The 12,111-nt window shown below is 70.2% G+C and carries 11 protein-coding genes; 8 read left to right on the forward strand and 3 right to left on the reverse strand.

What is annotated here, in order from left to right:
- Positions 1 to 1,195 precede the first annotated feature (1,195 nt).
- On the reverse strand, positions 1,196 to 2,974 hold the full coding sequence (gene dnaA, locus R9X44_RS20220) for a chromosomal replication initiator protein DnaA (protein WP_319815762.1): 1,779 nt from the start codon (positions 2,972 to 2,974) through the stop codon (positions 1,196 to 1,198).
- A gap of 435 nt (positions 2,975 to 3,409) precedes the next feature.
- Between dnaA and rpmH the strand changes: the two genes are divergently transcribed.
- The 5 genes from rpmH (at position 3,410) to R9X44_RS20245 (ending at position 5,979) form a co-directional block, all read left to right on the forward strand.
- Complete coding sequence (gene rpmH / locus R9X44_RS20225) at positions 3,410 to 3,547, forward strand: 50S ribosomal protein L34 (RefSeq protein WP_106396750.1); 138 nt, start codon at positions 3,410 to 3,412, stop codon at positions 3,545 to 3,547.
- A 33-nt stretch (positions 3,548 to 3,580) separates the two neighbouring features.
- Positions 3,581 to 3,940, forward strand: a complete 360-nt coding sequence (rnpA, locus tag R9X44_RS20230) for a ribonuclease P protein component (protein ID WP_413774960.1) — start codon at positions 3,581 to 3,583, stop codon at positions 3,938 to 3,940.
- Between the two features lie 9 nt (positions 3,941 to 3,949).
- The gene (gene yidD / locus R9X44_RS20235; protein ID WP_413774961.1) at positions 3,950 to 4,315 is read left to right on the forward strand and encodes a membrane protein insertion efficiency factor YidD; all 366 of its coding nucleotides are present in this window, start codon (positions 3,950 to 3,952) and stop codon (positions 4,313 to 4,315) included.
- Positions 4,305 to 5,273 carry a membrane protein insertase YidC gene (yidC, locus tag R9X44_RS20240; protein WP_319815764.1) on the forward strand — a complete coding sequence of 323 codons (969 nt, stop codon included), beginning with the start codon at positions 4,305 to 4,307 and terminating at the stop codon, positions 5,271 to 5,273. The genes yidD and yidC overlap by 11 nt, the downstream gene beginning before the upstream one ends.
- 226 nt (positions 5,274 to 5,499) lie before the next feature.
- On the forward strand, positions 5,500 to 5,979 hold the full coding sequence (locus R9X44_RS20245) for a protein jag (RefSeq protein ID WP_319815765.1): 480 nt from the start codon (positions 5,500 to 5,502) through the stop codon (positions 5,977 to 5,979).
- Between the two features lie 71 nt (positions 5,980 to 6,050).
- Here R9X44_RS20245 and R9X44_RS20250 read toward each other — a convergent pair whose 3' ends face one another.
- Positions 6,051 to 6,308, reverse strand: coding sequence for a DUF6458 family protein (locus R9X44_RS20250; RefSeq protein ID WP_319815766.1), 258 nt, complete (start codon positions 6,306 to 6,308; stop codon positions 6,051 to 6,053).
- Positions 6,309 to 6,437: 129 nt separating this feature from the next.
- On the opposite strand from R9X44_RS20250, the gene rsmG reads away from it, so the two are divergent.
- The 3 genes from rsmG to R9X44_RS20265 all read left to right on the forward strand — a co-directional run bounded on the left by rsmG (position 6,438) and on the right by R9X44_RS20265 (position 9,178).
- On the forward strand, positions 6,438 to 7,142 hold the full coding sequence (gene rsmG, locus R9X44_RS20255) for a 16S rRNA (guanine(527)-N(7))-methyltransferase RsmG (RefSeq protein WP_319815767.1): 705 nt from the start codon (positions 6,438 to 6,440) through the stop codon (positions 7,140 to 7,142).
- A 112-nt stretch (positions 7,143 to 7,254) separates the two neighbouring features.
- Positions 7,255 to 8,163 (forward strand): ParA family protein, encoded by a 909-nt coding sequence (locus R9X44_RS20260; protein WP_319815768.1) that lies wholly within the window; start codon positions 7,255 to 7,257, stop codon positions 8,161 to 8,163.
- A 31-nt stretch (positions 8,164 to 8,194) separates the two neighbouring features.
- The gene (locus tag R9X44_RS20265) at positions 8,195 to 9,178 is read left to right on the forward strand and encodes a ParB/RepB/Spo0J family partition protein (RefSeq protein WP_319815769.1); all 984 of its coding nucleotides are present in this window, start codon (positions 8,195 to 8,197) and stop codon (positions 9,176 to 9,178) included.
- Between the two features lie 264 nt (positions 9,179 to 9,442).
- Here R9X44_RS20265 and R9X44_RS20270 read toward each other — a convergent pair whose 3' ends face one another.
- The gene (locus R9X44_RS20270) at positions 9,443 to 10,360 is read right to left on the reverse strand and encodes a D-alanine--D-alanine ligase (protein ID WP_319815770.1); all 918 of its coding nucleotides are present in this window, start codon (positions 10,358 to 10,360) and stop codon (positions 9,443 to 9,445) included.
- Positions 10,361 to 12,111 lie beyond the last annotated feature (1,751 nt).

Below are 12,111 nucleotides of genomic sequence, written 5' to 3' on the forward strand. Positions count from 1 at the left end.
ACCCCCACCCCCGGGTTATCCACACCCCCACCGCACCCACGCCCCACGACTCCGCGCCACCAGCCCAACCGACCCCAGCCGCCTCCCCAGATCCGGCCTGTAACGATGCCCCTCCCCGCACCACTACCTAGTAAGAGCGCGGGGCAGCGCACGAACTGGGACAACGGGCAGGCGCAGCATGAGGCGGAACATGAGTCGAAAGAGCAAGAGCCCAAGCGGGCCCGACCCTCCCGCACCCGACGCGAGCAGGCGAGGCGGGAGCTCGGCGAGGCTTGGGCGCGAGGGCGAGGGCGGGGGAGAGGGCGGGGGAGATAGGGCGGTAGGCGTCGGATGCTGGGGAGCAAGACCGGGGAGGACGCGTCGGCCTCGAAAGCCCTGGGGAACGCGGCTTGGCGCGGGGCGCTGGGGAGACCCTTGGGACGTCTGGGATCGCGCGAGCTAATGAGCATCGGCCCGTTGGCCGTGCTGGCAACCTCGCCTCAGCGCTGCGCTTCTAGCCGGGGTCGCCTGGGACCGCGGGGCCTGGGGCAGGGACTGGACGAGCGGGGGTGGGTGAGCCTTAGGGCTCACGGACCCTGGGCGAGCAGAACCTGAGAGTGGACGGGGTGCGGGCCGGGCCACAAGACCAGCGGCAGGAACATCACCACCACGTGAGAGGGGACGGGGTGCGGGCGGGGCGGGCCTAGCGGGGCTCGGGCCTGTGAGCAGGGAAAGGTGGTCTTGGGACCTGGGGGATTAGGCGAGCAAGACCGGGAAGCGGCAAGACCGGGAAGGTACGGGAGGAGGGGCGGGGCCTAAGGAATCGCGGGGAGGGACTGGAAGCGCGGGAGGGGCGCTAGGCGGGAGCTTGGCGCGGCCTGGAGTGAGGGAGGGGAATGGGGCGAGGGGCGTCGGGTGCCGGGAGCGGACGCAGGGGCCTGGGGCGGGCGCGGAGCCTGAGGTAGACGCGGGGCGCGGGGCGTCGGGTGCCGGGGAACGGGACCGGGAAGGACGCGGGGGCCTGAGGCGGGGAGGGGAGCGGGGGCGTCGGGTGCCGGGTGCCGGGTGCCGGGAAGCGAGTCCGGGCGCGGACGCGGGGCCTGGGGCGGACGCGGGGCCTGAGGTGGGAGCGGGGCGCGGGGCGTCAGGCGCCGGGAGCGGACGCGGGACCTGGGCGGGACCTAGGCCGGGGGAGGGGAGGGGGGAAAGGGAGGGGTTAGGGGCGGGTTTGTTGTTTTATGCGGGAGGTCAGTTCGGTTACCTGGTTGTAGATGGAGCGGCGTTCGGCCATGAGGGAGCGGATTTTGCGGTCGGCGTGCATGACCGTGGTGTGGTCGCGGCCGCCGAACTGGAGTCCGATTTTGGGGAGGCTCATGTCGGTGAGTTCACGGCAGAGGTACATGGCGATCTGGCGGGCGGTGACCAGGACGCGGGAGCGGGAGGCGCCGCACAGGTCGTCGATCTCGATGCCGAAGTAGGTCGCGGTCTGGGCCATGATCATGCCGATGGTGATCTCGGAGCTGTCAGAGTCGGGGATCAGGTCCTTGAGGACGATCTCGGCGAGGCGCAGGTCGACGGACTGGCGGTTCAGGCTCGCGAAGGCCGTGACGCGGATCAGCGCGCCCTCGAGCTCGCGGATGTTGGTGGAGATCTTCGTGGCGATGAACTCGAGCACGTCCGGCGGCGCGGCGAGGCCCTCCTGGACCGCCTTCTTGCGCAGAATCGCGATGCGTGTTTCCAGCTCGGGGGGCTGCACGTCTGTGATCAGACCCCACTCGAAGCGGTTGCGCAAGCGGTCTTCCAGCGTGACGAGCTGCTTGGGGGCCCGGTCCGAGGAGATCACGATCTGCTTGTTGGCGTTGTGGAGCGTGTTGAAGGTGTGGAAGAACTCTTCCTGCGTCTGCTCTTTGCCCTCGAGGAACTGGATGTCGTCGACGAGCAGGATGTCCACCTCGCGGTATCTGCGGCGGAAGCCCTCGGCCTTGCCGTCGCGGATCGCGTTGATGAAGTTGTTGGTGAACTCCTCGGAGCTGACGTACCGGACGCGGGCTCCGTCGAAGAGGCTGCGGGCGTAGTGGCCGATCGCGTGCAGCAGGTGGGTCTTGCCGAGGCCGGACTCGCCGTAGATGAACAGCGGGTTGTACGCCTTGGCCGGCGACTCGGCGACGGCGACGGCCGCGGCCTGCGCGAACCGGTTGCTCGCGCCGGTGACGAAGGTCTCGAAGGTGTACTTCGGGTTGAGCCGCGCCGCCTCGATCGACCCCTTGACGGGGCTGGTCGAGCCGCCCTGCTGCCAGGGCGCGGGCGTCGGGACGGACTCGGAGGCCGGTTCGACGGGAGGGGGCGCGAACCCCGCGGACGTGAACGGCTCGGGCTGCGCCCCCCCGAACGTGTGCCCGGAAAGATGGGACGGCGGCGCGGGCGGGGCGGCCTGCGGCGCGCCCTCCTGTGGATAACCCACATCCTGTGGATAACTCACGGAACCCGTGCTGAAAAGGCCATCGTCCTGTGGATAACGTTGTGGATCTTCGACCGGCCTGCCCCCCGGAGGCGAGGGACGCGGCGGCTCGGGCGCGGCGGGCTCCTCATAGCGCGGCGCGGGCTGCGGCTCGGCCTGGGGACGCGCCTGCGGGAACGGCTCGGGCTGCGCCTGCGGGAACTGCGGCGGCTGCGGCTGGGGCGGCGTGGGCGCGGGGGAGTAGGCCGGCGGCGCGGACTGCTGCGGGGCCGGCGGCTGCCGGGAGATGTCGGGCTGGACGGTCAGCACGACGCGGATGGGGGTGCCGAGCTCCTGGGAGAGCGTCGTCTCGATCAGGGACGTGACACGCTGTTCGAGGGTCTTCTTCGCGAAGTCGTTGGGGACGGCGAGCAACGCCATCCCGTCGAAGATCCCGATGGGACGGGTGACGCCAAGCCACGCGCGCTGGTGGGCGGGGACTTCGGGGAGCGCGTCCACGGAACGGGTCCACAGGGCTTCGAGGTCCTGTCCGTCCACGTGCGCCTCCCCCCGGATTCCGTGCCTTCGACGTCCCGGCCCGGCGTCCTCGCGCTGGCTGTTCGCTGCGCTGCTCAGGGGGACTTTCGCGGAACGGGAGCCCCTACTCTCTCACGATTCATCCACAGGTTTGTCCACATGCTGTGTATAACCTTCGGGGCAGTGGTACGGACCGCCAGAACCCGGTCTCCGTTTGACCCGACACCCCGCCAGAACGTAACGTTCTAAGGTCGAGTCGCATCGATGTTGGTGACGCGTGCCCGCATCTGACCCGTCGCGCTCCAGGGGCTCCGCTCAGGGCCTGCTTCGAGGGAACGTGCCGGGTAGTCCGAGGGCGGGCCCCCGCTGCGAGGGACCAGACGTGCCCGCGATGCGATCCAGCCAGGCGCCCGGCTTACCCGTCGGACGTCCACGTCAGAGCAGCAGGAGCCAGTTGTGAGCAAGCGTACTTTCCAGCCGAACAACCGTCGTCGCCACAAGAAGCACGGCTTCCGGCTGCGCATGCGCACCCGTGCCGGCCAGGCGATCCTCGCCGCGCGCCGCCGCAAGGGCCGCGCGCGCGTCGCGGTCTGACCCCGTCGCGTCCCAGAAGACGGGTTCGCGCACATGCTGCCGTCCGGCCACCGGATGCGGCGGCGCCACGAGTTCACGCTGGCCGTCCGGCGCGGTTACCGCGCGGGGCGGCCACGTCTCGTTGCGCACCTTCTTCCCGGTGGCAATGGCGAGGGGAACTCTCTGGCGGGCTTCATCGTCTCCAAGGCGGTGGGCAATTCCGTCGTCCGCAACAGGGTGGAGCGGCGGCTGAGGCATCTGGTCCGCGCGCGGCTCGACCTGCTGCCTCCGGGTAGCCTGCTCGTGGTGCGCGCGAACCCCCAGGCGGCGGCCGCGCCCTCCGACGAACTGGCCAGGGACCTCGACCGGGCCCTGGCCAAGGTGCTGCGGCAGTCGGGCGACTCTCGGCGGTAAGGGGCGGTGATGAACGACAGACCGGGTCCGGTCGCATGGGTGCTCATCGCCTTCGTGCGCGGTTACCGCAAGGTGATCAGTCCGATGCTGCCTCCGACGTGCCGGTTCGCGCCGTCGTGCAGCGCGTACGGCCTTGAGGCGCTCCAGGTGCACGGGGCTTTTTACGGCACCTGGCTGATCATCCGGCGTATCGCCCGTTGTCATCCATTTCACCCCGGCGGGTACGATCCCGTGCCTGCACACCGTGCAGAAACCGGCCGTGCCGACAGTCGCGCAGACAAAGGCAGCGGCGGGGACGCCGCAGACAGCAGGACCGCCGCAGACAGTTCGGCTCACGAGCCTTCAGATTCGCTAGGAGCATCCGGTGACGCTTGATCCGCTGTACCGGGCCGTGGCGTGGATCCTCGTCCAGATCCACTCCGGCCTGAGCCACATCGTCGACCCCGACAGCGGGTGGGCGTGGGGTGGCTCGATCGTGCTGCTCACCGTGCTCATGCGGATCTTGATCTTCCCGCTGTTCGTGAAGCAGATCCAGTCGTCGCGCAAGATGGCGGCGCTGAACCCGCAGATGCAGGTGCTGCGCAAGAAGTACAAGAACGACAAGCAGCGCCTCAACCAGGAGATGATGAAGCTCTACCAGGAGAACGGGGCCAACCCCATCTCCGGGTGTCTTCCCCTCCTCGTGCAGTTCCCGATCTTCATCTCGCTGTTCCAGGTCCTCAACAAGATCGCCAACGCCAAGCCCGGCAACGGCAGCCACGGCATCACCCCGGAGCTCGTGGAGAGCGCCAAGAGCGCCAACATCTTCGGCGCGCACATCTCCGACAGCTTCATCGGCGCCTGGGGCAACGACCCCAAGTCCATCACCGCGCTGATCGTCTGCGCCGTGTTCGTGATCGTCTCCTCCACGACGACGTTCCTGACGATGCGCGCGTCGATGAAGCGCCAGCCGGCCATGGACCCGGACAACCCGATGGCGTCCGCGCAGAAGATGATGGTCTGGCTCGCGCCGATCTTCGGTCTGTTCGGCCTCGGCTTCCCGCTGGGCGTCCTGCTCTACTGGGTCACCTCCAACGCCTGGACCCTGGCCCAGTCGCACTACATCTACAAGCGCTACCCGATGCCCACCGGCGCCGACGACAAGAACGGCGCGACGCCGTCGTCGGGCAAGGGCGGCCCGGCCAAGAAGGAGGCCCCCTCGACGGGCGGCCTGCTGAAGAAGCGCCGCGCCGAGGAGGCCGCCGCCGCGGCCGAGATCCGCAAGGAGCCGGCAGTCCGCAAGCAGCCGGTCCGGCAGCCCCGCAGCAAGCGTTCCGGATCATCCAAACGCTGACATACCCCGCGTTACGGGCCGGACGGTCACCCGACCGTCCGGCCCGCGCGTTTTCCGGGACCTGGCGGGCTGGGGGGATTCGTCCGATCACGTGCGGAAAACCCGGCAAAGCCCTACGCCGTCAGGGGGCCGGTGCTGTCGCAGGCGGTGCCCGGCACGCTGTATCGTCTCGTACAGTCCGTAGGCGTCGTACGGGCGCAGGTAACGAGCTGGTGAGGAGGCACGGGTGGCGGAAACCGCAGCGCCGGACATCGAAGCGCTGGAGCAGGAGGGCGACATCGCGGCCGACTACATCGAGGGCCTGCTCGACATCGCCGACTACGACGGCGACATCGACCTCGACGTCGAAGGCGAACGCGCCCTCGTGTCCGTCGTCGGCAACGGGCTGGAAGAGCTCGTCGGCCAGCGCGGCGAGGTGCTCGAGGCGCTCCAGGAACTCACCAGGCTCGCCGTCCACCGGCAGACCGGAAACCGCACCCGCCTGATGCTCGACGTCGGCGGCTACCGCGAACGCCGTCGCGCGGAGCTGACCAAGCTCGGCCAGGAGGTCTCCGAGGAGGTCAAGCGCACGGGCAAGCCGAAGCCGCTGGCCCCGATGACCCCGTTCGAGCGCAAGATCGTGCACGACGCGATCGCCGCGGCGGGGCTGCGCAGCGAGTCCGAGGGCGAAGAGCCCGAGCGTTACGTGGTGGCGTACGCCTCCTAAAAAGACGATCGTGAACGACGCGGCCCCCGAACCTGGAACCAGGTTCGGGGGCCCGTTGTCTTCCACGCCTGCTACAGGATCCCGTCGCGGCGGTCCTCCTCCGCGCGGATCTCGTCGGCTCGGCGAAGCGTCGCCGCGTCCTCCTCTGAGATGGGGACGACGGCGCGGCGCGGACGGACGTAGAGCAGTGTGAAGGCGATGCCGGCGGCGCCGCAGACCATGAGGATCCAGCCGATCGCGTTGATGTCGACCCCGCTCAGCGAGAAGTCCAACGCGAAGGCGAAGATCGCCCCGATCGCGATCAATGTCAGTCCGACCCCGATGCCCATGCTTCCTCTCCCTGGATCTCGTCCTAGGGAGGATGTACCCGTTTGGCGAGAAATATGCGTGTCGGTGGTTCACCGCGTTACTCAGCGGTGCGGCGCATGTGGAACCATCGTGGATTGTGGGGAAGAAAGATGACTGACCAAGCCGTCCCGTCCGAACCCGTTCCCGCAGTCGCCCGGGAGGTCTTCGGACCCGCGCTTCCCCAGGCAGAGAGATACGTGGAACTGCTGGCCACCGCCGGTGTCGAGCGCGGGCTCATCGGGCCGCGCGAGGTCGGCAGGCTGTGGGAACGGCATGTGATCAACTGCGCGGTGCTGAGCGAGGCGGTCGCCGAAGGCGCGTCCGTCGTGGACATCGGGTCGGGCGCCGGGCTTCCCGGACTCGTCCTGGCGATCGCGCGGCCCGACCTCGACGTCACCCTCCTCGAGCCGTTGCTGCGGCGGACGACGTTCCTGAACGAGGCGGTCGAGGAGCTCGGCGTGAAGAACGTCACGGTACGGCGGGGGAGGGCCGAGGAGGTCGTCCGGGAGTTCGCCGTCGACGTCGTCACCGCCAGGGCCGTCGCGCCGCTCGACCGTCTCGCGCGCTGGGGACTGCCGCTATTGCGGCCCGGAGGGGAACTCCTCGCACTCAAGGGAGAGCGCGCGGCGACCGAACTGGACGAAGCGGAGGCGGTTTTGCGCAAGATGGGTGTGCGTACGGCTGAACTCCTGCTGGTCGGTCAAGGTAAGGTCGATCCGCCGACCACGCTCGTTCGGCTGGTCGCCGAACGGCCCCCCGAGCGCGGGGGCAGCAAGTCCAAGCAGCGGAAGGGTCACCGGTCCCGCCATGACTGAGCCCTCTTCGACTAAGGAGACCGCGGTGGAGCCGTCATCAGGTCACGCGTTCAGCATGCAGGGGACCGCGGAGACGGCTTCCGTCGAGCCGCGGATGGAGACTGAGGCGCCCATGGATTCACGTGAAACATTCGTGCCGCAGCCGAGCCCTCCCACGGACACCCCCATCGCCCGAGCCGCCGCGGCCGCCCTCGAGGTGATGGCCCAACGCGGCGACCGCGAATGGCCGAGGCCCGCGCGGACCCGCGTCATCACCGTCGCCAACCAGAAGGGCGGCGTCGGCAAGACCACCACCTCGGTGAACCTCGCGGCCGCGCTGGCGATGCACGGCGCGCGCGTCCTCGTCGTCGACCTCGACCCGCAGGGCAACGCCTCGACGGCGCTCGGCGTCGACCACCACGCCGACGTGCCGTCCATGTACCACGTGCTGATCGAGGACATGCCCCTTGAGGACATCGTCGTCGCCTCGCCGGAGCTGCCCAACCTGTGCTGCGCCCCCGCGACGCTCCACCTGGCCGGCGCGGAGATCGAACTCGTCTCGAAGGTAGCCCGCGAATCCCGGCTCCGCCGCGCGCTTGACGCCTACGACAAGACCCGGTTCGACTACGTCATCATCGACTGCCCGCCGTCGCTCGGGCTGCTCACCCTCAACGCCCTCGTCGGCGGGGACGAGCTGCTCATCCCGATCCAGTGCGAGTACTACGCGCTCGAGGGGCTCAGCCAGCTGATCGGCACCGTCGACCTCGTCACCTCGCACCTCAACCAGACGCTCAACGTCTCGACGATCCTCCTCACCATGTACGACGCGCGGACCAGGCTCGCCTCGCAGGTGGCCGAGGAGGTCAGGTCGCACTTCGGGGAGACCGTGCTCAAGACGGTCATTCCCCGGAGCGTCCGGGTGTCCGAAGCGCCCAGCTATGGGCAGTCCGTCATGACCTACGACCCGGGCTCCACCGGCGCCCTCGCCTACAGCGAGGCGGCGTCCGAGATCGCCCACCGCTGGGCCGGAGTCGCGTCGTGAGCAGCACCGCGTACGTCAACGGGGGAAGGTCATGAGCGCATCACGTCAGCCGCGCGGGCTGGGCAAAGGGCTCGGCGCGCTGATCCCGACGGCCCCGGTCGTCACGCCCGCCCCGACGCCGCCCGTGGCCGCCGCCGCGCCGGGTGGATCGTCGGTTCTGCCGGAACTCGTGCCCGTCGACGGCGCGCGGTTCACCGAGCTGCCGATCACGTCGATCAGCCCGAACCCCCGCCAGCCCCGGACGCACTTCGACGAGGAGGCGCTCGAGGAGCTTGCGGCGTCGATCTCGCTCGTCGGGCTGCTGCAGCCCGTCGTCGTCCGGGAGCTCTCGCCGGACACGCCGTTCGAGCCCGCGCGGTACGAACTGATCATGGGGGAGCGGCGGTGGCGGGCCTCCCAGCGCGCGGAACTGCGCAAGATCCCCGCGATCATCCGGGAGACGTCAGACGACGACCTCCTGCGCGACGCGCTGCTGGAGAACCTCCACCGGCAGCAGCTCAACCCGCTTGAGGAGGCTGCGGCCTACCGTCAACTCCTCGACGACTTCGGCGCGACGCACGAGCAGCTCGCCGCGAAGATCGGACGGTCCCGTCCGCACATCACCAACACGCTTCGGCTGCTCGGCCTGCCGCCCGCGGTGCAGCGGCGGGTCGCGGCGGGGGTCCTCAGCGCGGGGCACGCGCGGGCGCTGCTCGGGCTGACGAACCAGGAGGCCATGGAGGCGCTCGCCACGCGGATCGTCGCGGAGGGGCTTTCGGTTCGGGCGGTTGAGGAGATCATCGCGCTGCGGGAGGCCGAGGAGCCCGTCACGGCGGCGCCGTCGCGTCGGCCGGTGCGCAAGCCGACCGCGCCCGGGCTCGAGGACATCGCGAACCGGCTGAGCGAGCGGTACGAGACCAAGGTGCGGGTCGACCTCGGGTCCCGCAAGGGGAAGATCATCGTGGAGTTCGCGACCCTTGAGGACCTGGACCGCATCCTGTCGACCATGGCGCCGGACCCGCCCGCGCCGTCCTGACCTCCCCCCTCCTCGCACAGGGGCCCTTCCTCGCTTTGGGGAAGGGCCCCTGTCTTGTCTCCCGGGGGTCCTGAGCGCGGCGTGGACGGGACGGTGAGCATGATCGGGTACCGGGGGAGGGTTCGGGCGGTAGGAGCCGTAGGGGCGGGCTCAGGCCCTTGGTCCGGCACAAGGCGTCGTGGACGTGCCTTGCGGGCCGGGGTTCGATGTTTCACGTGAAACAGCCGACTTAGGGGCCTTGATGTTTCACGTGAAACTGCGGGTTCAGAGCCTGGGGAGGAGCTGGGGGATGGTCAGGCGGGCGGCCTGGAGGGCGAGGGGGAGGAGGCTGGTCTCGGTCATGCCCGGCGCGACGTTGACCTCGAGGAGGTGCGGGGTGCCGTCGGGGGTGACGATGAGATCGGTGCGGGACAGGTGGCGGAGCCCCAGCGCGCGGTGGGCGGTCAGGGCGGCGTCGCGGGCCTTGGCGGCGGCGTCGGGGGAGAGGCGGGCCGGCGTGATGAACTCGGTCTGCCCCGCGGTGTACCTGGCCGTGTAGTCGTAGCGCTCGCCAAGCGGGATGATCTCGACGGCAGGGAGGGCCGTGGCGACCCCGTCGACCTCGACGACGCTCACCGCGACCTCGGTGCCGGTGATGAACCGCTCGATCAGCGCGGCGTCCCCGTAGGAGAAGCAGCCGACCATCGCGGCCGGAAGCTCCGCCGCGTCACGCACGACGGACGCGCCGAGGGCCGACCCCCCGCGCGTCGGCTTCACGAACAGCGGCAGCCCGAGCTTCGCGACGATCGCCGCGAGCACCGCCGACGCGCCGAGATCACGGAACGCCTCCTTCGGCAGCGTCACCGACTCCGGCGTCTCAAGCCCCGCGGCCCGCACGACGGCCTTCGCCGTCGGCTTGTCCCACGCGAGCCGACAAGCGTCCGGCCGCGCCCCCACATAGGGGACCCCCAACAGCTCAAGCACCTCACGAATCGACCCGTCTTCCCCCTCCGCCCCATGCAGGACGGGAAAAACAAGATCCGGCGGATCCTCCACCAGCAGCGGCAGCAACCCCGCGTCAGCCTCACGGATCTCCACCTGGAAACCCGCCCCCTTCAACGCGTCCGCCACCCGACGCCCCGAACTGAGCGACACCTCCCTCTCAAAGGACATGCCGCCGGCCAACACGATCACCCGTTCCATACCCAGGACCCTAACCCCGCCCACCCCACCCAACCCCCGCCACCCCCACCCACCCAACCCCTCCCCACCCGACCTCCGAGCCCCCACCCCACCCCCGCCACCCACCCAAGCCCTCTCCACCCCACCACCCTCCAAGCCCCACACCCCAAAGAACGCCCACCCCACCCCGCCCCTCTCCCCGCCAACCCCTAGAACGCCGTCCCGACCTCGCCCCCCGCAACCGCCTAGCGCCCACCCACCCCGCCCCGAAGATCTGGGTACGAACGGATCTCCACCCGACCACACAGCCCTCAGGCCAACTGGACCCCCACCACCCACCCGTCGGACGAGCCCGCTCCCCAAGACCCCAAGCCGAGCTGCCTCACGTCCATCTCCTACCAACGGCCCGAGACACCCCACACCACACCCCGAAGCACACACCCGTCTGACCCACCCGACCCCAGGCCCCACCCCACGAGCTTCGCCCTATTCTTCGTCGCCCGTCGCCCGTCGCCCGTCGCCCGTCGCCCGTCGCCCGTCGCCCGTCGCCCGTCGCCCGTCGCCTGCGGCCCCGCGGCCCAACCCCAGCGCCACCGCACGAGGTTCGTTCGCCATCATCCCCGAGGCACTGCGCGAGACCCTCGCCCGGTTGCGCGCGGAGAAGCGGTGCGTGAAGTTCCTCCCGCAGCCGCAGCCGCAGCCGCAGCCGCAGCCGCAGCCGCAGCCGCAGCCGCAGCCCGCAGTCCTTCGGTCGCCGGACCGTCACCAGTCGCCCCGGGGCCCACAGCCCGGCTGCCCCCGGCCCCGCCGGGCGCGCTCATCCCGTGGCCCATAACCCCGCCTCCCATCTTCAATCGAGTACAGACCAGCCACCTGACGCGCTCACCCAGCCGAGAGCCGACCCACAGCCCCGATACCCGCCAAGCTCATCCACCCACGAGCCGCACCCACCAACCGACCCAGCGGCCCACGCCTCAACCCCACCCAGACTCACCGCCCCCTGTGTTTCACGTGAAACCGCCCCTCCCACCCCAAGCGCCAGCGGGGAAGTCCAGACCAAGCGAGTCCCCCCACAAAAGGTCGCCCGCCAATTCCTGCAGGCACCCAACCCACCCCTCGACCCCATCGCTCGCCGACGCCCTCACCAACCACCCGCTCTCCACCCTCAACGACGCACACGCGCGTCCCTCCTCCGCCCCCGGTAGAACCCAGGCCGAGCCGAGGCCAGCTACCGGCGCTCGTTTCACGTGAAACAGCGCCCCCGACAGCACCGAGCCCCTGCCCCGCAAAGCACCGCGCTCCCGCGCTCCCGCGCTCCCGCGCTCCCGCGCTCCCGCGCTCCCGCGCTCCCGCGCTCCCGCGCTCCCGCGCTCCCGCGCTCCCGCGCGACACCATCGTGGCCACCGCTCGCCCAACAAGTCTCCGAACCCAGCGCTCACTCTCTTCTCGACAACCGAAACCCTCACCGCCACTCAGACACCGGTCGCCGGGCCCAGGCTCCTCGCCCACCGACCCACAGGGCCCCGCCCTACCCAACACCCACACCACCGCCCTACCCACGAAGCTCCCCAAAGGCCCGGCAACCCACTAGCCCTGACCCCCGCCAGAACGCCCACCCATCACTCAGCCCCAACCGAACACCCTCGCCCTGCACCCGCTCTCACCCACACGCGTGTTTCACGTGAAACAGCAAGGCCGGCCCACACGATCCCCCCGACGCCCGACGCCCGACGCCCGACGCCCGACGCCCGACGCCCGACGCCCGACGCCCG

It is taken from the genome of Actinocorallia sp. A-T 12471 (assembly GCF_033875155.1).
GTDB lineage: Bacteria > Actinomycetota > Actinomycetes > Streptosporangiales > Streptosporangiaceae > Actinocorallia.

What these genes read in the sequence shown, in the direction of transcription:
- rnpA (WP_413774960.1), top strand. Translation starts at nt 3,581, where the DNA reads ATGCTGCCGTCCGGCCACCGGATGCGGCGGCGCCACGAGTTCACGCTG.
- yidD (WP_413774961.1), top strand. Translation starts at nt 3,950, where the DNA reads ATGAACGACAGACCGGGTCCGGTCGCATGGGTGCTCATCGCCTTCGTG.
- R9X44_RS20250 (WP_319815766.1), bottom strand. Translation starts at nt 6,308, where the DNA reads ATGGGCATCGGGGTCGGACTGACATTGATCGCGATCGGGGCGATCTTC.
- rsmG (WP_319815767.1), top strand. Translation starts at nt 6,438, where the DNA reads ATGACTGACCAAGCCGTCCCGTCCGAACCCGTTCCCGCAGTCGCCCGG.
- R9X44_RS20260 (WP_319815768.1), top strand. Translation starts at nt 7,255, where the DNA reads ATGGATTCACGTGAAACATTCGTGCCGCAGCCGAGCCCTCCCACGGAC.
- R9X44_RS20265 (WP_319815769.1), top strand. Translation starts at nt 8,195, where the DNA reads ATGAGCGCATCACGTCAGCCGCGCGGGCTGGGCAAAGGGCTCGGCGCG.
- R9X44_RS20270 (WP_319815770.1), bottom strand. Translation starts at nt 10,360, where the DNA reads ATGGAACGGGTGATCGTGTTGGCCGGCGGCATGTCCTTTGAGAGGGAG.